The organism is Streptomyces sp. NPDC049597 (genome assembly GCF_040675505.1).
In the GTDB taxonomy this organism is placed as follows: domain Bacteria; phylum Actinomycetota; class Actinomycetes; order Streptomycetales; family Streptomycetaceae; genus Streptomyces.
In genome coordinates, this window is sequence record NZ_JBFAOY010000012.1 from 39,568 (window position 1) to 58,348 (window position 18,781).

Consider the following 18,781-nt stretch of genomic DNA (forward strand, 5'->3'; position numbering starts at 1 on the left):
CGTCCCGGGGGGACCTCCAGCCACTCGCCAAGACAGGAGAAGGAAGCACCATGGCACCTTCGGCAGCCCACGACAGCGCGGTCGAGCGCATCGTCATCGAGAACTGCGCGATCGCGACGGTCGACGCCGGCGACACCGAGTACGCCTCGGGCCACATCGTCGTGGCCGGCAACCGCATCGAGTCGGTAGGAGCGGGACCGGGCCCCCAGGGCCTCGAGAACGTCGTACGCCGCGTCGACGGCACCGGCCACCTCGCGACACCCGGTCTGATCAACACCCACCACCACTTCTACCAGTGGATCACCCGGGGTCTGGCCACCGACCACAACCTCTTCAACTGGCTGGTCGCCCTCTACCCGACCTGGGCCCGCATCGACGAGCCCATGGTCCGCGCGGCCGCCCAGGGCTCGCTCGCGATGATGGCCCGCGGCGGCGTCACCACGGCCATGGACCACCACTACGTCTACCCGCAGGGATCCGGTGACCTGTCCGGCGCGATCATCGGCGCCGCACGCGACATGGGCGTACGGTTCACCCTCGCCCGCGGCTCCATGGACCGCGGGAAGTCGGACGGCGGCCTGCCGCCGGACTTCGCCGTCGAGTCCCTCGAGGGCGCTCTCGCCGGCACCGAGGAGACCATCGACAAGCACCACGACGCCTCCTTCGACGCGATGACGCAGATCGCCGTCGCGCCCTGCTCCCCGTTCTCCGTCTCCACCGAACTGCTGCGCCAGGGCGCCGAACTGGCCCGCCGCAAGGGCGTGCGCATGCACACCCACGGCTCGGAGACCGTCGAGGAGGAGGAGTTCTGCAAGGAGCTCTTCGGCATGGGCCCCACCGACTACTTCGAGTCGACCGGCTGGCTCGGCGAGGACGTGTGGATGGCGCACTGCGTCCACATGAACGACTCCGACATCGCGGCCTTCGCCCGTACGAAGACCGGTGTCGCGCACTGCCCGTCGTCCAACGCGCGCCTCGCCGCCGGCATCGCCCGCGTCCCCGACATGCTCAAGGCGGGTGTTCCGGTCGGCCTCGGCGTCGACGGCACCGCTTCCAACGAGTCGGGCGAACTCCACACGGAGCTGCGCAACGCGCTGCTGATCAACCGGCTCGGCGCCCACCGCGAGGCCGCCCTCAACGCCCGACAGGCGCTGCGGCTCGGCACCTACGGCGGCGCGCAGGTCCTCGGCCGGGCCACCCAGATCGGCTCGCTGGAGGCCGGCAAGCTCGCCGACCTCGTGCTGTGGAAGCTCGACACATTCGCACACTCCTCCATCGCCGACCCGGTCGTCGCGCTCGTCTTCGGCGCCGCGGCGCCCGTGACGCTCTCGCTCGTCGACGGAAAGCCCGTGGTCGAGGGCAACCACCTGACCACGGTTGACGAGGACGCCATCGCCCGCTCCACGCGGAACGAGGCGCAGCGCCTCGCGCGGATCGCCACGCAGGGCTGACCCACGGGAAGTCCGGCCGGGGGGGACGGCCCCCGGCCGGCGGCCGCGGACCCGAGCGGGGTCCACGGCAGCCCTCGCCGGGGGGCGCGCGCGACAAAGGCGCGTGCCCCCCGGTGAAGGTGACACGTGCCAACAGCTTCCGGCACGGTCGCCTTCCGCACCACCGGTCTGGGCGATCCGGTATGTGCACGCCGCATCAGAGCAACAACTGCACCACCCGCACCACCTCCTTGACACCCATGTCCCCGACGACGTGTTACCCGACCGGAGGCACCGCCGTGGCCGCGCACACCTCGACCGCCGAGGCACCAGACCGGAAGCATCCGGTCGACGAGACCCTTCCGCCGTTCAAAATGTTCACCACCGGGCTGCAGCACGTGGCCGCCATGTACGCGGGTGTGGTGGCCCCGCCGATGATCGTCGGCCCCGCCGTGGGCCTCGACGCCAAGGACACCGCGTTCCTCATGGGCGCGAGTCTGTTCACCGCCGGAATCGCGACCCTGCTGCAGACGCTCGGCTTCTGGCGCGTCGGCGCCCGGCTGCCGTTCGTCAACGGCGTCTCGTTCGCCGGTGTGACGCCGATGGTCGCCATCGGCCGCGACCGCGGATACGACGGGATCGCCGTCATCTTCGGCGCGATCATCGTCGCCAGCGTCCTGGGCTTCGTGCTCACCCCGTACTTCTCGAAGCTCGTCCGCTTCTTCCCGCCCGTCGTCACCGGCACCGTCATCACACTGATCGGCGTCTCGCTGCTGCCCGTCGCCTTCAACTGGTCGCAGGGCGGCAACCCGGCCGCCGACGACTACGGTTCGATGAAGAACATCGGCATGGCGGCGCTCACGTTCGTCGTCGTGCTGGCCCTGCGCAAACTGCTGCGCGGCTTCCTCCAGCAGATCGCCATCCTGCTGGGCCTGGTCGTCGGCACCCTCGTCGCCCTGCCGCTCGGCATGACGAATCTCGACGCCATCAAGGACGCCGGCCTCGTCGGCTTCCCGACGCCGTTCCACTTCGGCGCACCGCAGTTCGAGATCGCGGCCATCGTCTCCATGTGCATCGTGATGCTGGTGTGCATGACCGAGTCCACGGCCGACATGCTGGCCCTCGGCCGGATCGTGGAACGCCCCGCGGACGAGCGCGTCATCGAGGGCGGCCTGCGCGCCGACACGCTCGGCTCGGCCATCAGCCCGCTCTTCAACGGCTTCATGTGCAGCGCCTTCGCCCAGAACATCGGGCTCGTCGCGATGACGAAGGTCCGCAGCCGCTTCGTCGTCGCCGCGGGCGGCGGCATCCTGATCCTGCTGGGCCTGTGCCCGGTGGCCGCCTCGGTGATCGCCCTGGTGCCGCTGCCGGTCCTCGGCGGCGCGGGCATCGTGCTGTTCGGCACGGTCGCGTCGAGCGGGATCCAGACGCTGGCGACGGCGGCCCTGGAGAAGGGCGAGAACGCGCTGATCGTGGCCGCCGCCGTCGGTATCGGGCTGATCCCGATCGCGGCACCCGAGTTCTACCACGCCTTCCCCAAGGACCTGCTCGTCGTGCTGGACTCGGGCATCTCCACCGGGTGCATCGTGGCGATCGTGCTCAACCTGGCCTTCAACCACCTGGGGAAGAAGGGCACATCGCAGGAGGACGCCGCGTCGGAGTCCGGAAAGGTCCCGGCGCAGGCCGCGGTGCACTGAGCACGCGGACACACCGCGGCGGGCGGCGCCGGGACTGTTCCCGGGCCGCCCGCCGCGTCGTCCGGGCGCGGGAACGAAGCCGCCCGACCGCGACCCGGCTCGACGCCTCTCCCTCTGTCGTTCGGGCCGGTGCCCCTCGTCAGTGAGGTGGCCGGCAGCGGCACCGCCTTCCGCCCGCAGCTCTCCGTGGTCAGGGCTGTGGGCCGGAGGGTTTCGTGAGGACTGCCTGGGTGGCGAGGAAGGCCTCCAGCGCCTTGGGAGCCATGGGCGGGGAGTAGTAGAAGCCCTGACCGTGAGGGCAGCCGAGTGAGCGCAACCGCACGGCCTGGTGGGGGGTTTCGATGCCTTCCGCGATCACGTCCAGGTCGAGAGCGTGCCCGACGTGGAGGATGGCCTGGATGAGGCTGTTGTCCAGATCGCTGGCGCCTCGCAGGACGAAGCTCTGGTCGATCTTGACGATGTCGGCCGGAAGGTCGCGCAGGTAGGCCAGGGAGGAGTACCCGGTGCCGAAGTCGTCGATGGAGATGCGTACACCGAGGTCGCGCAGTGCGCGGATGTAGGCGGCCGTCGTCTCGGCGTCGGTGACGAGGGTGCTCTCGGTGATCTCCAGTACCAGTGAGGCCGGGGGGAACCCGGTCTCGTGCAGGATCTGCCGTACGGCGTGGGGGAAGCGGTGGTCCTTGAGCTGCCCGCCGGAGACGTTCACGGCCACGCTCAGAGCCCCGGCCTTCGCGATGCTGTCGTGCCAGTGCCGGCCGTGGCGGCAGGCTTCCCGCAGCACCCAGGTCCCGATGGGACGAATCAGGCCCGTCTCCTCGGCGATGGGCACGAACACCTCGGGCGGGGTGGGGGAGCCGCCGGCCCGCTGCCAGCGCAGCAGGGCCTCGACGCCGGCGACACGTCCGGTGGGCAGGTGGATCACGGGCTGGTAGTGGACGGTGAGTTCGTCGCGGGGCAGGGCGTACCGAAGGTCCTGGGCGATACGGGCGTGGCTCTGCTGTGCCAGGCTCATCGCGGGCTCGAAGATCTCGGCGCGGTTGCGGCCGCGTTCCTTGGCCGCGTACAGGGCGATGTCGGCGATGCGGAGGGCATCGTTGGCCGTGCCCGGTTCGGTGGCGGCGACGACGCCGATGCTGGCCGTGATGAAGACGGTGCGACTGTCGGAGAAGGCGAAGGGTTCCTTGAAGCGGTCCAGGAACCGGTGCGCGTAGGCCTCGGCGGGAATCTCCTTGAGGTCTTCGGCGAGGACGGCGAACTCGTCCCCGCCCACGCGGGCGACCGTGTCGTTGCGGCGCGCCGCACCGAGGAGCCGGTGGCCGACGGCGATGAGCAGCTCGTCGCCGACCGGATGGCCGAGGCTGTCGTTGACGTCCTTGAAACGGTCGAGGTCGATCAGCAGCAGGACGGTGTTACGGGCCGCCGAGGGGCGGCTGAGGGCGCGTTCCAGTCGCTCGAAGAACAGCGCCCGGTTGGCCAGACCGGTCAGCGCGTCATGGAAGGCCTGGTGCGTGAGCTGCCGCTGCAGCGACATCTGCTGCCGCAGGGCGTCCTCGGCGATGCGGGCCCGGTCCCTGGCCTGGTCGGCCTGGGTCTCGGCGAACCGCGCCAGGAGCATGATGCGCACCACCAGCAGCACGGTCAGGGCGGCCACGATGCTCCCGATGGCCACGACGTGCATGGGCTGCCCGCGCACGCCGGCGACGTCTGCGATCAGCAGGGCAGGACCGAGGAGGGCGGGCAGGGTGAGTGCGGTCATGCGGGCGCGGGACAGCCGCTCCTGGCTGCGCGGCACCAGCCGGGTCGTACCGGCCATGGACGGGTGCAGCGCGCTCGCGGCGAGCAGCGCGTACGAGGCCATCCACAGGGCATTGGAGGCGTAAGCGCCGATGGGCGCGCCGGTGGCCGCAAGCGTCGAGTAGTACAGGGCGTCGGCCACCAGCGTGACACCCACCCACAAGGTGAGCAGTCCGAGGGCCGGCAGACGGAATCCCGAGACGAACACCAGCTTGGCGACGATGCCCAGCAGGAGGAGGTCAGCCAGCGGATACGCCAGCGAAACCACCAGCGGCAGCGCCGACAGATGACCGCGCAGATAGGGCATGACGATGAACGCCCAAGTCAGGGTGGACATCCCCAGGGTGACGATGCCCGCATCCAGCACGGCTCCCCATCGCACGCCGCTGCCCCATGCCGCCATCAGGCTCACCAGGCCGGCGGCGAAGCACGGATAAGCCGCCAGATACAGCACGTCGGCCGGCGAAGGGACCGGCACCGGCGTGCCCGCGAACTGAAAGGCACCGAAGAAGGCGTCCGCCACGGCGAACAGCCCCATGCCCGCGGCGACGAGACACCAGGACCGGCTCGGGCGCGGCCGGTGCCGGCGGATGCCGACCAGCATCGCCACCGTGGCGCACACCGCGAGCACACAGGGCAACAGATGACGTACCGGGGCGGTGACCACGGTGTAGACACCGATCACGACAGCGCCGGCGACCAGGAACCACCACCAGGCGTGCCTGCGCTGTTGCCGGCCCTGCGCTTCCCGCATGACACCTCCGCGCACGCAACCGGTCGTGCTGGCCGAGGGCCGGGTGGCCCACAGGAGCTGCCTGTCCTTCCAGCCAAAGGCGACCCGGTGAAGATCGCAACCCTGCCGCTCGTCGTGCCTGCCCGGCGCGACTCGATGCCAGTGGTCCGTCCATGCGGCGAACCGCTTGCGGCCGTCGGGCAGTGCGGTGCCGAATCCCCTGCGTACACCCCTGCGGGCGGTCTTTCGCGGCCGATCGTTCGGAGCGAAAACCGATCGATACGCTTGCGGCGGTACGCCGTCGGCGGAGCGGAAGTGGGGGCGGACATGAGGCAGCATGTCGATCAGCGTCATGCGCGGGTGCTGGAACTGGTCAGGCAGCGGGGCAGGCTGCGCGTCGCCGATCTCGCCGACGAACTGGGCGTCTCCGCCGTGACCCTGCGCCGCGACGTGGAGGCGCTCGCCGCCCAGGGGCGGGTGCGGCGCACCCACGGCTCCGTCCTCTGGCCCGAGGGGAGCGCCGAGGAGCCGCCGCCGGCGGAGGGTGACGGACCGCTGATCGGAATGATCGTGCCGACCACCAACTTCGTCTTCGCCGACATCGTGCGCGGCGCGCGCGAAGCGGTCGAGGCGCAGGGCGGCCGGCTCGTCCTCGGGATGACCGGCTACCTCGACGCCGAGGACCCGGTGCAGGCCGGTCGCCTGCTCGCCGGCGGCGCCGACGGGCTGCTGGTGGCCCCCAGTTGGTTCGACGGCGTGCCCTCGGGGGGCCAGGAGGAGTGGCTGCTCGGGTGCGGGTCCCCGGTCGTGCTCGTGGAGCGCTGGGCGCCCGCGGGCAACCCGGCGGCGGGCCTCGACCGGGTGCGTACGGACCGGGCGCAGGGAGCCGTGATGGCGATGGCCCACTTCGCCGCCCTCGGACACCGCACGGTGACCGCCGTGGTCCAGGAGGGCCCGCACGCGGCGCAGATCACCGCCGGCTACCGGGTGGCCGTGGACGCCCTGGGACTTGATCCGGCACCGGGCTCACCGCTCGCCTTCGCCCCCGACCGTCAGGGGCACGCCCGCTACGACGCGCCGGCCGCGCACCTCGCCGAGGCCGTGACCCGCCACGGCGTGACGGCGGCCCTGGTGCACGGCGACGAGGACGCGATCGTGCTGGTGGCCAGGCTGCAGGCGCAGGGCATCACGGTCCCGGGCGACCTGGCGCTCATCGCGTACGACGACGAGGTCGCGGGCATGGCGGACGTACCGCTCACCGCTGTGGCGCCGCCCAAGCGGTCGGTCGGCGGCCTGGCGGCCGGCCTGCTGCTCCAGCGGCTCGCCGAGCGCGGCTCGGGCGGCGGGCCGTCGCCGCGTCAGCATGTGGACCTGCTCCCCGAGTTGAGGGTGCGCGCCTCCTGCGGAGCACCGACGGGCACGGCGGCGGGCTGAGCCGGGCGGCCCGCGGCGCGTGCCGACGGGCGGTGGGGCGCTTGGCCCGTGGGCCCGCGCCGGCCCGGCCCGCAGGGCGTGACTGCGCCTGCCCGGGCGGCGCCCTTGCCGGGGCCGCGGGCCGCCGCCCCTTCGCGTCAGCCGAGCCGGACAGTGATCTTCTGGGTGGCGCCGGCCGTGCCGCTCAGGTCCCCGAACGTCAGCCGCAGCGACGCGCCCGTCGTCGCCGATGCGACCGTCGGCGGCTTGGAGATCACCGCGGCGACGGCCCGGTTCCACGTCAGGGTCAGCGACGTCGCCGTCCGCGTCGGATCGGCGACGCAGACCACCGCCGTCCCGTCGTCCTTCTCCCGGATCATCACGGCACACGGGGCGCCGGCCACCAGCGGGCCGACCGTCCCGCCGGCCCAGAAAGCGACCCCGGTGAAGCCGAGTGCCGCCACCTGGATGCCCTGCTGGGAGCGGGAGTTGGCGAGGATCCGCGTCCGGGTGGACGCCGCCGCGCGCGCCGCCGTCCGCGCGGCGCTCGCGCCCGGCAGCAGTTGACAGGCGTATCCCGCGTCCACCGGGTCCGTGCCGTGGTCCACGTACAGCGTCAGATAGCGCCTGCTGATCGCGTCCGTGGAGCCCCCCCTGTTGATGTCGCTCCACCGGCCGGTGCGCTGCTCGCGCAGGCCCTTGAGCCCGGTGCCGTCCATGAACACGTAACCGCCGAACCCGCCGATGTGCGCCCAGCCGGCCCCGGACAGCGACGCCGACCAGGGGAGCGTCGAGGGCCGGACCGTGCCGTCGACGGTCAGGGCGTGCGTTCCCGAAGCGCCCAGGTTGCGGTTGTCGACGACCGTCTCGACGGCCGTGCCGTCGGTGCAGGTGATGCCCGCGCCCAGGCAGACGATCGCGTCGTCGAGACAGAACCACGCCTTGTGCGCCGTGAGAGTGCTGCCGAGGCCCTTCAGGTGCTGGCCGACGGCCGCGTAGGTGCCGTCGGTGGCCCCGCCGACCCAGGTCGCGTCCGGCCGGGACGCGCCCCAGTCGCCGCCCGCCGCGTCGGCCAGGGGCTTCTTCGACACGGTGGTGCCGGGCAGCCGGTAGGGGTCGACGGTGGGCCAGAAGGCGTCCGAATACTGCCCGTTGCCGTAACTGTCGCCCCACCAGTAGAGCATTCCGCTTCCGGTGTGCCAGCCCCGCAGGTTCTCCCCGTTGCCCGTCTCGTAGTGCGTGATGCGCCGGGACGCCATGCTGATCGAGGCGGCCCACCCCGGCCTTCGGTGGGTGGCCCGGTCCATGGCCGCGAACAGCCGGTGCGCGGTGGGTTCGGCGAGGGGGGAGACCGATGTGTCGTTGTGCACCCCGGACAGCCGGGCCAGCGCCGCGAGTCCGAGCGAGGGGTCCTCGATCGCCGGGCTGTAGTAGCCGCGCTGCATCCAGCCCTTGACCAGTCCGCGCCAGCGCGCGTTCTCGGCGGTGCTCGCTCCCTGGCCGAGCAGGACGATCGACGCCAGGACGAGGTGCCCGCGGGTGTGGTCGTCCTGCTGGATGCGCCGGGGGTCGGACGCGGACACCCCGCGGCTCGGCGCGCGGCCGGAGACGCCGTCCATCATCAGACCGTTGTAGAGGAACGGTGCCCAGGCGTTCTCGACCGCGTCCAGCACGGTCTGCCGGCCCGGGTCGGTCACGCTCCACGACGACCCGGTGAGCAGCGCGAGGAGCATGCCGATGCCGCCGAGCATGACCGAGCCGTACGAGCCCGTGTACGGCACCCAGGTGTGCTGGACGAACGACCCGTCGGCGTACAGCCCGTCGCCGGAGGTGACGTACGGGAAGACCGGCGAGAGCGCGTCACGGGCCAGGGCGACCTTCGCGGCGTTCTTGCCGACGACCCCGCGCACCGCGATGACCCGGCACAGGTCGACGCGGTTGGCGCCGGTGCTCGTGCCGGTGTACGAGGCGACCGCCGAGTCCGGTACGAAGTGGTCGACGGCGGCGCAATAGGCGGCGATGCGGTCGGCGGGGATCAGGTCGTACATCAGGGCGCAGACGTCGAGGAGGCGTTGCGGGGCCCCGATCTGCCAGCTCCACCAGTTGCCGTACCGGGTGCGGTTCTCGTTGTACACCTCCGTGTACAGGTGGTCGAGGCCGGTGAGGACGGCGGTGGCCAGTCGGGCGTCCCCGGTGAGACCGGTGCCCTGGCGCACGTACGCCTCCGCCATCGTCAGCAGGCGGGCGTAACTGTCCACGATCTTCGCGGAGTAGCCGTACGACTCCTGGTCGGTGTCCGGTTCGGGGTCGGCGAAGACCAGGTCGGGCCAGAGCGAACCGGGTCCGGGGTTCATGGAGTCGCGCCAGCCGGCGGCGGTGGCGCCGAGCTCCGCGAGGCGGGAGCGGAACGGCTCGGCGGTGGGGCTGAAGCCGGTGCCGAGGACGAGATCGCGCCAGGTCGCGCGCAGCGTGTTGAACTCGTCGGCGGCGGCGGAGCCTTGTGCCGCGGTGGCGGCCCCGGCCGCCGGGGCCGGAGCGGCGATCGTCAGCGCGAGGGCGGTGCTGCCTGTCACATGCAGAAAGCCGCGACGGGTCCAGGCGGTCGTCATCGGGTCTCCTCCGGTGCCGAGGGGTGGTCAAGTGACCGGTTTCTAGCACCGGATTGCTCAATCGCTCAATACAACTGACGTAATTGAGCGTTTCGATCGCTTCTCTCGATTGTTCCGCGCCGCGGCAGCCCGGTGCGGGCGCAGCACGGCGCGACGCAGGCCCCGGACGTCCGGGGCCTGCGGGACCCGGGAGGGCGGGGCGCCTGCGGGACCTGGGAGGGCGGGGCGCCTGCGGGACCTGGGAGGGCGGGGCGCCTGCGGGACCTGGGAGGGCGGGGCGCCTGCGGGACCTGGGAGGTCGGGGGCCGGGCCTCAGTCCGTCTCCGTCTCCGCCGCCGTCTCCGTCTCTGTCTCCGCTCGCGTCCGCGTCTGCGGGGCCCAGAGCATGAGCTTGCTGAAGAGGTCCGCCTGTTCGACGGCGTCGTCCAGCGCGTGGTGGGTGTGCCGGCGCGCGGACAGCAGCGCCGGCGGCATCGTGCCCTTGGCCACGGCGCGCAGCGGCAGGCGCGCCTTGGTCGCGTACAGGGTCTTCATGTCCAGGCAGCCGGAGTGGCCGAACGGGCTCCCACCGGTGAACCGGATCAGATACCAGTAGAGGAACGTCCAGTCGTACGACGCCGGATACCCGCACATCACCGGCTGCGCACCCGCCTCCCGGGCGGCCTCGCGCACCCACGCGGCGAACTCGGCCATCACCGCACCCGGTTCTCCGCCCTCGCGCAGCAGACGCCCGCGGTCGAGACCGCTGACGGCAAGGGCCTCGGGCACGAAGTCGTCGCTGATGGGCCGCAGTTCACGGTAGAACGTGCGCGCCTCGGGATCGGCCGGCAGGTAGCCGTCCGCGTCCTGCCGGCCCGCCACGGCGGCGCCGAAGCTGATCATCGAATACGGGCCCGGAATCGGGCCGTCGGCCTCGACGTCGACGGAGATGTAGAGCGAGGGCTTCGGCCGCGTACGGCGTGAGGGGCCTGACACAGGGGGCATGGAGGGAGCATGGCAGGGCCGGGCCCGCGGCTCCCGCGGATTTCCGCGGGCGGACCGGGGCGGGCCCGCGCGGACCGGGGCAGGCCCGCGCTGCCGCGGCCCGCCCGCGGGGTCGGCTCAGCGGGCGTCCGCGGGCGTCCAGCCCGGGCGACGGCCGCTGAGACCCACGATCCGGTCCAGCAGCGGTGCGCCGTCCGGCACCTCGACCACCGGGCCGAAGATGCCCTCCCGCAGCTCGTCGTCGCCCGTCGGGGTCAGCATCTCCCGCGACACGGCCATGCTCGCCTCGTCGGGCGCGTACGGCTGGCCCGTGGCGCGGGCCAGGTCCCAGCCGTGGATGACGAGCTCGTTCAGCGCGACCCGGCCCGCAACCGCCCCGGGCAGCGCGATGCCCCCGGCCCGGGTCATGCCCTCCCAGGCACCCGGCGCCCGCCAGGCCTCGACCAGCTCGTCCAGGCGCTGCGGAATCGCGGTGCGCCAGTCGTCGTCCAGCACCGGACGCTCGTCGCCCGGGCTGCTGTCGGTGGTGGGGCCGAGATCCTTGCGCCCGGCGTCCCGGAAGGCCGTGGCCAGCCCGTGGATGTGGGCGAGGATCTCCCGCACCGCGTACGCGGGACAGGGCGTCGGATCGCCCAGCTTCTCGTCGTCGATCTGGGGGAGCAGTCTCGCGATGCCGTCGGCGGCGGACCGGAGGTCGGGTACGGGGGTCGTCCCGGCGGCAGCAGGTGTGGCAGAAGCAGTCATGCAGGGGTGACCGGCCGCGGTCCCGGAACTCATCGCCGCCCCGCCGGGGAGTCCGCCCGCGCCGCAGGAGGCGCAGGTGAGCCGGTCGCTCGCTCGATCGGGCTACCCCGCGTCCGGTGGAGCGGCCTGGGGCCTGCCCGGTTTCATACGCTCCCCGCGTGACTCGTACCACTGCGCTGAACACCGGACTCGACGACTTCCTCGCCTGGGCCGCCCGGGAGCGGGGCACCGCCCTGCCCGCGCGCCCCGCGGACGCGGTGCTGACCCTGCTCGCGCTGCGCGGCGCGGACCGCAGGAGCGGCGTGCCCGAACCGACACCGCAGCTGGTCGCCCAGGTGCTCCACGAGGACCTGCCCGGGCTGCTGTGGGCGTCCGACGAGGAGCTGGCGGCCGTGCCGGCCGTGCTGAGCGCGCTCGCGGACCGCGTCCGCGCGGCGGGCCGTCTCAACGCCAAGCGGCACGCCCGGCTGCTCGCGGCGATCGACGACGCGGTGCCCGGCTTCCGCGCCGCCATGGCCGACCCGGCCGGCCTGACGTGGCCGCGCTGGTACGCCTCGCTCCTGAGGGCCGATGGCACTAACCCGGACGACGCCGACGCCGTACGGGCCTGGCTCGACGCGCACGAGCGCACCCCGCGGGCCGACCGGCCTCCGCTCCCCGAGCCGCTGCACCGCTTCGAGATCGCCGGCCGCACCTTCGCCACCCGCGCCCGGCTCGCGGAGGCGCTGCTCGCGGCCTTCGCACGGGACACCGCCGGGACCTCTCCGGCCGGTCCGCTGCTCCCGGCCCCGCCCCTCGACGCCGACCGGCCCGACGACGCGCTCGGCGCCGAACTGGAACGCATCGCGGACGCCTTGACCAGCCGTTGGACCGCCGCCGGGCTGACCGAGGCGCTCGCCGGGCCCCACGCCCTCCTGGCGCCGAGCCCCGAGGCACTGCCCCACGCCGCACTGGCGGACCGCATGCTCGACGAACACCTCGACTACTACGGCGCGTCGTCGGTCCCCCTGCCGCCCCCGGCCCGCGTGCCCGCCCCCGGGGACATCCGCGCCCTGCTGCACGCGGCCCCGCTCCCGGCCGCCCTGGCCGCGGGCGGCGACCTGGACGACGAGCGGCGGGAGATCGCCGAACGCTGCGGCCTCCCCGGGCCCGCGACCCCCGTATGGGAGGAGGGCACACCGCAGGAGCTCATCGAGCTGGCCGCCGACATCCTGGCCGCCCAGGTCGAGTTGCTGCCCACCGTGAGCGGCCCGCAGGACAACTGGTCCCTGGACGGCGCCCACATCCTCTACTCCCTCTACGAACGCGGCAGCACACCGGACTCGGTGGCCCGCAAGGCCTCCGACACCGAGGTCGCGGAGATCCCGCCCGAACTGGAGGACGCCCCGGCGCAGGTGCCGGCCATCGCACCGGCGGCGTACGAGACACCGTCCCCCGAGGAGCTGTCGGTGCTGCTCGGGCTGCCCGGCCGGACCGAGGCCGACCGCGAGGCGATCGACGCCACCGCCCGCTCCCTCGCCGCGCTCGTCGACCGCCTGGCCGAGACGGGCTGCGTGTTCCGCCGGGGCGACACCTTCGGCCTGACGCCGCTCGGCGGCGCGGTCATGCGGCACGTCATGGCCGCGGGCCAGGTCGCCGCGCCCGACGCCGACACGGTCGCCGGGTGGGACGCGGCGCACACCGTCGCCGCCGTCCGCAACTGGCCCCCGCGCATCGCCGCACGGACCCTCGCCGCCTGGGCCGACCGCCGTCAGGCGGTGGACAAGGAGAGCGGTGCGGCCTGGGTCCCGCTGCTCACCGCGGTCTCCGAGGCGAAGGCGGCCGACCGCCAAGGGACCCGCGTGCGCGAGTGCTTCGCCCTCCTCGACCGGGCCGGCATCCCGAACGCGTCCCTGCGCACCGCGCTCACCGACCCGGTGACCGGCGCCGAGGCCCGCCGCCTCCTGCTCGCGCGCGGCGAGGACGTGCCCGGGGAGAGCGTGCCACCGAGCGCCCGGGCGACGCTGCTCGCCGAGGAGCTGGACGCGCGGTGGACGGAGGACATGCGGGCGCATGTGGCGGAGCGGCAGGAGAACGGCGGCGCCTCCGTCCCCGGCCCGGACGCGATCCCGCCCACCACTCTGCTCCCCTCCTTCGACGAGGAGGCAGCCGCCTGGCCCGGAGGCGCTCCGGCCCTGATCGGGGCCCTCGCCGCCGAGGACCCCGGCACCGCCCACCGCGTCCTGACCGCCCTGCGGGACCACCACCCCGACAAGCGGGTGTCGAATGCCGCGGCGCACGCCCTGAAGTCCGCACACCGGGCGGCCGGGCGCGGCCGCCGCTGACCGCGTGGCGCCACGGAGGTGCGGATACCGTGGCGTCATGTCCGCGTTCATACAACAGCTTCCGGCCCTCCTGGGTGTGGTGATCGGCGCACTCGGTTCCTACGTGGCGATCATGCGCGGTGACCGGGCCCGCTTCCGGCGTGAACAGGCGGCGCGCTGGGAGGAGCGGCGGCTGGCGGTGTACTCCGACTACGCGCGGTCCCTGAAGAAGTCGGTCACCCTGACGCACCGGGTCGCGGCCCACCTGGGCAACGACCCGCATCCACACCCCCTTTCGCCCGGGGAGGCGGCGCCCCTCCTCGCCGCGGCGAGCGACGCACGCGACCCGTCGGGCGAGGCGCTGCTGATGCTCGGCTCCCGTGACGTGGTCCAGAAGGCACGCGAATGGGTCGTCGTGGTGCTGGAGATGGAGAGCTTCCTGCGCGAGCACCGACGGGCGCCGGACACCTGGGCGGCCCTGCTGGCGAAGCAGCGCACGGCCCGGGAGGCGTACTACGCGTCCGTACGCGAGGACTTGGAGCTCTCACCGGGCCACTCCGGCCTCTGGGAGCTGCCGCCGGGCCGCGACCGGTAGCCGGGTTCCCGCTCGCACCGGCCCTGGAGGCGCTTCACCTCCGGGCCTCCGCGCAACGACACGAACCCACTCCCGACACCACGGCGGCCTGCACCACCCGGTCGCACAGGTCGGCGTCCCTCGGACTCACCAACAGCGTCCGGGGGTTGGGTCGGGAGCGGTCGGCTCGGGGTTTACGGCGGGCCGCCGGGGAGGCCGCCGACCGTGTAGGTGTCGTAGACGTCGAAGAGGTCCTCCTCGGCGTCCAGCCAGAGGGCCGGCGGCATTCGGCAGACCATGGCCGTCAGCCGGAGCAGGGCGGTGAGGCCCGGCAGGAGGTCGCCCTGATCGGCAGGCAACGGCTCCGCCTCGGGCCACTCGTCGGCGAGCGCCAGCAGGCAGTCCCGCCGCGCCCGGGCCTCGTCGGTGTCCGCCCGGTCGTCCGCGACGTGCCACAGGCCCGCGGTCGGGGACGGGCCGGCACGCGGCGACGAACCGCCGCCGAAGTGCCGGGTCCGCCCCCTGCCACGAGGCGGGGAGGGGGTGGTGGCCGGCCAGGGCCGCCGCGGCCTTCTCTTCCGCCTCGGACAGGCGGTCCGCGGGAAGGCCCAGCGCGGTCAGCCCGTAGGGGGGCTCACCGTGCCAGTGCAGCAGGCACACCGTCCGCGGACGGTTCGTCACAGGCCCATCTCGTCCCAGTCGTTTGAGGCGGCAGTGCAGGTGACGGTAGCTGATGGTCGTGGCGCGTGCCGGTGCTCGTCCTCGGCCGGGCCGAGCCGACCGTTCGCCGTGTGGCGGCGCGCGGGGGTTGGAGCCTTCGATGTGGCTGAAGAGTTCCTGCTCGCCCTTGCGGCGTGTGCGGAAGACCGTGCGGTCGATGAGGTCCGTGCCGCCCTGTGGCCGTTGGGCGCACGGGCACCAGGCGCACGAAGCTCCTTTGCGGGCAACGGTCGATGTCGATCGTGAGCCTGCCCATCGGCAGCCTGACCGGTTCGTACGGTTCCGCCGACCACCAGATCCCGCAGTCAGGTTGGATAGGCCTCTTGCGCCCCATCGTCCGTCAGCTGATGAGGAGAGGAACTGTGGCCGAGCTGTTGCGGCAGGAACAGTTGGATGTCGAAGTCGCCTTCCGAGGGTTCGGGTTCCAGGAGTCCGATGACAGCGCGGTGCCTGTGCCGTTTGGGGACGACTACGAATGGGGGGTGTTCCTGAATCAGCATGTTCGCCGGTTCGATCTCTTCAGCGCAGGACACACCCACACGGCCGCGGTGACGGTTCGCATCTGGGACGGCGAGCCGCAGGAGGAGAAGGCCGACTGGGACGAGCAGGGGGAGGTTGACTTCGAGTCGACGACCGGCGATGTCGCAGTGTGGACGACGACCCTCGGTCGCTCGCAGCAGTTGATACGCCTGGGTTCGCCGGGCACGTGGCGGGTCCGAGTCGGGTGTACCGGCCGTGCCGAGGTCGAGAGAGTGACACGCGCGGAGGGCGATGCGTACGGGGTGGAGCGGTACGTGATGGATTTCTGGCCGAAGGCACTCTGATTGAAGCGGCTGGTGCGGGGCGAGGGTGCCCGCACCAGCCGCGCATCAACGGGTCAGTCGATCTTGACGATGAAGCCGTCTTCCTGACCGTCGATCATCCTGTTGGAGGTGTAGAACCCGCTCAGAAGGTTTCCGGCGGCTCCGTTCTGGACTCCGTCCAAGGGCATGACGGAGTAGTTCTTCTTCTCGACGTGCACGTCGAACTCTTCGGCCGCCGATCCCTCGTAAGTGGTGGCGAAGGGGAACTCGTCGCATTCCTTGCCACCGTCGGCGTAATTCTGCCCCCAGTACCGCGTGCACTCACGGACCGCGACGGCCCGATTGCGCTTCCTGCGCCGCTCGTCCAGGTAGAGGCGGTGCAGTGGCTCCTTGATGAGGTCCCCCGGGACGTTCTTGAGAGCATTCAGCGGCTTGGTGGCCGTCGGGTCGGCGAATGCCTTCTTGATGTGCTGGGCGACTGCTTGCTCAGGGGCTCCCGGCTGGGAGCTGTACTCGAGCGTGGCGAGCACACTGAAGGCGGCACCTCCCCTGTTCGCGGAATTGCCGGCCCCGTTGGAGTTCCGCAGATACGTCGCCGAGTCCCACCGTGGGGCGAACATCAACGGCTTACCGGTCTGGGGGCTGTTGCCCACCCACCCCGCCGGCAGGGTGGAGGTGATCTCGGGCTGATACACGGCGAAGACGACGTCCGCTGCACCCGCGCCGGTGCCCTGTCCCGGCGCATATCGAACGGTTTGGGTGTAGTGCGGACTTGCCTTCATCTGCGGCCACGTCTTGGTGACGGGGAGAGTATTGCTGATGACCGGCTTGGCCGCAGCGGGCCAGTCCTGCGCAAGGACGCCCTTGAGCCCGATCTTGAGGCCTTCGACGCCGGTGGTCCCGATTTGCGTGAAGTCGACGACGTCGTAGTCGAAGTACATGGTGCGGTCGGTTTCCTTGGGGACGGTGCCCCGTATGTACACGGTGTAGGTGCTGGTGCCGATCGGGCTGGTCCGTTTCGTCCAGATCGTGGTCACCTTGATCGCGGTACAGACGGCGAAGCGGGACTTGATATGGACCTGAACGGAGCCGCCCATGTTCCGCTTGCATTCGTTCAGGCTCATGGTCCGGGCCGGTTCGGGGTATGTCACCGCTGCCGGCGATGCGCCGGACTTCAGTGATGCGGTGCGTCGGTTGTCGTGGACAGAGGCCGGGACGGTGGCCTTCGTTCCGTACCCAGCTGCCGGGCCGACCACCTCGAGCGGGGTCGTCGGGGTGTCGGCCGGCTCGGCCAGGCTTGTGAGTGCCTGTCCCACGGTGTCGGCTTGCAGCTCGCCCAGGGTGGGGACGGGCGCACTCGGTGGCAGCATCACGGTATGGGCGTGTAATGAGCCGACCTCGTCCGCTGCTGATGCGGGGCTGGACACCGGCAGCACTGCAGCTGCGGTCAGAGCGGCCAGTGCGGATATTCGGGCACGACGAAATCGTGGTGCGGTACTGATGTTTCCCCCTAGATCACGCGATCCGGTTCGGTCGTGCGGCGGCGGGTGCCGCCGCGGCACCAACTCCTACCGAATGAATGATCGATTCCCGTTGATCCGAGGCGCGGCTTGTCCTGATTCGACGCATCCCTGACCGAGCTCGGGGAAGGTGGTGGTCGCTGCTTCGGCCGTGCCGACTCATCCCTGAGCCGTCGGGGCCATTGCGGCGGTGTGAACCTCTGTTTGGCGTGAACTGGTTGGGAGCTGAGGCGCGGGTGTGGGCGGTCCTCGCTGGCAGCAGACCGCTGGGATCTGCTGCTTAACTCGAACCTCCTCGGCTACGTCGGTGCATCGCCCGCGACGCGCGCCATGCACCCCCACATGGCACCCCAGCCCCGTGACCTCGCGTCCCAGCCGACCTCACGCGGCGAGATCCCGGGACCATGCGAGAAGTTGCCGCTCCTGCCGTGTCGAAGGAGCCGCTGAACAGGAGAGCTGGCTGAGAAGCGTCTCACCCCCGAGCGCGTGGCCTGGAAGGACAAGTGATCCTGGCGGCGGCGGAAAACGGTGGGTTCCGTCGACAGAGCGACGGTCTGCGAGCTGGCCGGCTACGCGGAGGACCGCCAGCTCAGAGGTTTCACCCGTCCCATCACCACCGTGGCGCGGGAGCTGGAGGAGGCGGGCGTGCTGAGCGGAGAGGAGCCCTTCCTGCATGCGCACCGTCTACGGTTCGGCGGTAGAGCCGTCATTGGCGTCGGGCTTCCAGATCCCCGACGAGGTGGTTCCGATGGTCACCGACTTCTTCAGGCCACGGACGGGGGGAGACTCCGTGAGGAGCGGGACGGACGCCGACGAGGCCGCAAGGCGCTTGGAACTCGACGAGAGGCAACTCGCGCCGCGCCGGCCCTAGAACGATGTCTCGCGCACGCTCGCCCGGTCCGAGGGTTCCGTCGTGGCCGTGATCTGCGAGCGGTGCCCGGTCCCGTCGAAGGTCACCGTCAGCGTCTCCGGCGCGCTCTGCGTCGTACTCGCGGTGAAACCCTGGCTCGGCACGGCCGATATGAGGCACACCCCGCCGCTGCCGTAGCGCACCGTCGCCTTGCCGCCCCGCGACGAGATCGTGTGCACACCGGAACCGCCCTCCTCGCACCACTCACCCGTGTCCTGCCCGGTGGGCGGGGCCGGTTCCGCCGGCGGCGGCGCGGTCGTCGTGCGGGACGCGGGCGCCGGAGTCGCCGGGCGCGGCTTCACCGTCGTCGGCGACGGGCTCGGCGTCGCCGTGCGGCTCGGCTTCGGACTGGGTTTCGGCGACGGGCTGGGGCGCGGGGACGCCGACGCGTGGGGCGCGGCCGCGAAGTCCTTCGGCGCCGACTGGGCCACCGGCGCGGTCGGGCGGGTGGAGCCCACCACGAAATGGATCGTGATCATGACGGCCGTGACACTGGCCGCGGTGCACGACAGCCAGATCAACAGGTAACGCAGGAGGCGGGACACGA

Annotated in this window: 15 protein-coding genes; 8 read left to right on the top strand and 7 right to left on the bottom strand. The window is 72.0% G+C overall.

Going from position 1 to position 18,781, the window contains the following annotated elements:
• Nucleotides 1-50: 50 nt before the first annotated feature.
• Together AB0K02_RS15925 and AB0K02_RS15930 are read left to right on the top strand one after the other, a co-directional pair.
• Nucleotides 51-1,451 (top strand): 8-oxoguanine deaminase, encoded by a 1,401-nt coding sequence (locus AB0K02_RS15925; protein ID WP_365993020.1) that lies wholly within the window; start codon nucleotides 51-53, stop codon nucleotides 1,449-1,451.
• 353 nt (nucleotides 1,452-1,804) lie between these two features.
• Nucleotides 1,805-3,127, top strand: coding sequence for a nucleobase:cation symporter-2 family protein (locus tag AB0K02_RS15930; protein WP_365993173.1), 1,323 nt, complete (start codon nucleotides 1,805-1,807; stop codon nucleotides 3,125-3,127).
• Between the two features lie 190 nt (nucleotides 3,128-3,317).
• On the opposite strand, the gene AB0K02_RS15935 is transcribed toward AB0K02_RS15930, so the two are convergent.
• Nucleotides 3,318-5,675: an EAL domain-containing protein gene (locus AB0K02_RS15935; RefSeq protein ID WP_365993021.1), complete on the bottom strand. Its 2,358-nt coding sequence runs from the start codon at nucleotides 5,673-5,675 to the stop codon at nucleotides 3,318-3,320.
• Nucleotides 5,676-5,981: 306 nt separating this feature from the next.
• On the opposite strand from AB0K02_RS15935, the gene AB0K02_RS15940 reads away from it, so the two are divergent.
• On the top strand, nucleotides 5,982-7,088 hold the full coding sequence (locus AB0K02_RS15940; RefSeq protein WP_365993022.1) for a substrate-binding domain-containing protein: 1,107 nt from the start codon (nucleotides 5,982-5,984) through the stop codon (nucleotides 7,086-7,088).
• A 137-nt stretch (nucleotides 7,089-7,225) separates the two neighbouring features.
• On the opposite strand, the gene AB0K02_RS15945 is transcribed toward AB0K02_RS15940, so the two are convergent.
• From AB0K02_RS15945 to AB0K02_RS15955, 3 genes are all read right to left on the bottom strand, one after another.
• On the bottom strand, nucleotides 7,226-9,676 hold the full coding sequence (locus AB0K02_RS15945; protein WP_365993023.1) for a polysaccharide lyase 8 family protein: 2,451 nt from the start codon (nucleotides 9,674-9,676) through the stop codon (nucleotides 7,226-7,228).
• Nucleotides 9,677-9,988: 312 nt separating this feature from the next.
• The gene (locus tag AB0K02_RS15950) at nucleotides 9,989-10,660 is read right to left on the bottom strand and encodes an exonuclease (protein ID WP_365993024.1); all 672 of its coding nucleotides are present in this window, start codon (nucleotides 10,658-10,660) and stop codon (nucleotides 9,989-9,991) included.
• Nucleotides 10,661-10,777: 117 nt separating this feature from the next.
• Entirely contained in the window at nucleotides 10,778-11,404 is a 627-nt protein-coding gene (locus tag AB0K02_RS15955; protein ID WP_365993025.1) for a TIGR03086 family metal-binding protein, read from the bottom strand.
• Nucleotides 11,405-11,562: 158 nt separating this feature from the next.
• Between AB0K02_RS15955 and AB0K02_RS15960 the strand changes: the two genes are divergently transcribed.
• Both AB0K02_RS15960 and AB0K02_RS15965 read left to right on the top strand, forming a co-directional pair.
• Nucleotides 11,563-13,728: a hypothetical protein gene (locus AB0K02_RS15960; RefSeq protein ID WP_365993026.1), complete on the top strand. Its 2,166-nt coding sequence runs from the start codon at nucleotides 11,563-11,565 to the stop codon at nucleotides 13,726-13,728.
• 37 nt (nucleotides 13,729-13,765) lie between these two features.
• Nucleotides 13,766-14,302, top strand: a complete 537-nt coding sequence (locus AB0K02_RS15965) for a hypothetical protein (protein ID WP_365993027.1) — start codon at nucleotides 13,766-13,768, stop codon at nucleotides 14,300-14,302.
• A gap of 173 nt (nucleotides 14,303-14,475) precedes the next feature.
• On the opposite strand, the gene AB0K02_RS15970 is transcribed toward AB0K02_RS15965, so the two are convergent.
• The gene (locus AB0K02_RS15970; protein ID WP_365993028.1) at nucleotides 14,476-14,640 is read right to left on the bottom strand and encodes a hypothetical protein; all 165 of its coding nucleotides are present in this window, start codon (nucleotides 14,638-14,640) and stop codon (nucleotides 14,476-14,478) included.
• A gap of 723 nt (nucleotides 14,641-15,363) precedes the next feature.
• Between AB0K02_RS15970 and AB0K02_RS15975 the strand changes: the two genes are divergently transcribed.
• The gene (locus AB0K02_RS15975; protein ID WP_365993029.1) at nucleotides 15,364-15,825 is read left to right on the top strand and encodes a hypothetical protein; all 462 of its coding nucleotides are present in this window, start codon (nucleotides 15,364-15,366) and stop codon (nucleotides 15,823-15,825) included.
• A gap of 53 nt (nucleotides 15,826-15,878) precedes the next feature.
• Here AB0K02_RS15975 and AB0K02_RS15980 read toward each other — a convergent pair whose 3' ends face one another.
• Nucleotides 15,879-17,231 (bottom strand): hypothetical protein, encoded by a 1,353-nt coding sequence (locus AB0K02_RS15980; RefSeq protein ID WP_365993030.1) that lies wholly within the window; start codon nucleotides 17,229-17,231, stop codon nucleotides 15,879-15,881.
• A 766-nt stretch (nucleotides 17,232-17,997) separates the two neighbouring features.
• On the opposite strand from AB0K02_RS15980, the gene AB0K02_RS15985 reads away from it, so the two are divergent.
• Nucleotides 17,998-18,195, top strand: coding sequence for a hypothetical protein (locus AB0K02_RS15985; RefSeq protein WP_365993031.1), 198 nt, complete (start codon nucleotides 17,998-18,000; stop codon nucleotides 18,193-18,195).
• Here the strand turns inward: AB0K02_RS15985 and AB0K02_RS15990 are convergent.
• A complete protein-coding gene (locus AB0K02_RS15990) occupies nucleotides 18,192-18,413 on the bottom strand; it encodes a hypothetical protein (protein WP_365993032.1) in 222 nt (73 codons plus the stop codon). The genes AB0K02_RS15985 and AB0K02_RS15990 overlap by 4 nt on opposite strands.
• 31 nt (nucleotides 18,414-18,444) lie before the next feature.
• Between AB0K02_RS15990 and AB0K02_RS15995 the strand changes: the two genes are divergently transcribed.
• Nucleotides 18,445-18,762 (top strand): hypothetical protein, encoded by a 318-nt coding sequence (locus AB0K02_RS15995; protein ID WP_365993033.1) that lies wholly within the window; start codon nucleotides 18,445-18,447, stop codon nucleotides 18,760-18,762.
• Nucleotides 18,763-18,781: the final 19 nt, after the last annotated feature.

Coding starts and splice junctions, on each gene's coding strand:
- AB0K02_RS15935 (WP_365993021.1), bottom strand. CDS start 5,675: ATGCGGGAAGCGCAGGGCCGGCAACAGCGCAGGCACGCCTGGTGGTGG.
- AB0K02_RS15965 (WP_365993027.1), top strand. CDS start 13,766: ATGTCCGCGTTCATACAACAGCTTCCGGCCCTCCTGGGTGTGGTGATC.
- AB0K02_RS15950 (WP_365993024.1), bottom strand. CDS start 10,660: ATGCCCCCTGTGTCAGGCCCCTCACGCCGTACGCGGCCGAAGCCCTCG.
- AB0K02_RS15940 (WP_365993022.1), top strand. CDS start 5,982: ATGAGGCAGCATGTCGATCAGCGTCATGCGCGGGTGCTGGAACTGGTC.
- AB0K02_RS15925 (WP_365993020.1), top strand. CDS start 51: ATGGCACCTTCGGCAGCCCACGACAGCGCGGTCGAGCGCATCGTCATC.
- AB0K02_RS15955 (WP_365993025.1), bottom strand. CDS start 11,404: ATGACTGCTTCTGCCACACCTGCTGCCGCCGGGACGACCCCCGTACCC.
- AB0K02_RS15945 (WP_365993023.1), bottom strand. CDS start 9,676: ATGACGACCGCCTGGACCCGTCGCGGCTTTCTGCATGTGACAGGCAGC.
- AB0K02_RS15985 (WP_365993031.1), top strand. CDS start 17,998: ATGCGCACCGTCTACGGTTCGGCGGTAGAGCCGTCATTGGCGTCGGGC.
- AB0K02_RS15930 (WP_365993173.1), top strand. CDS start 1,805: ATGTTCACCACCGGGCTGCAGCACGTGGCCGCCATGTACGCGGGTGTG.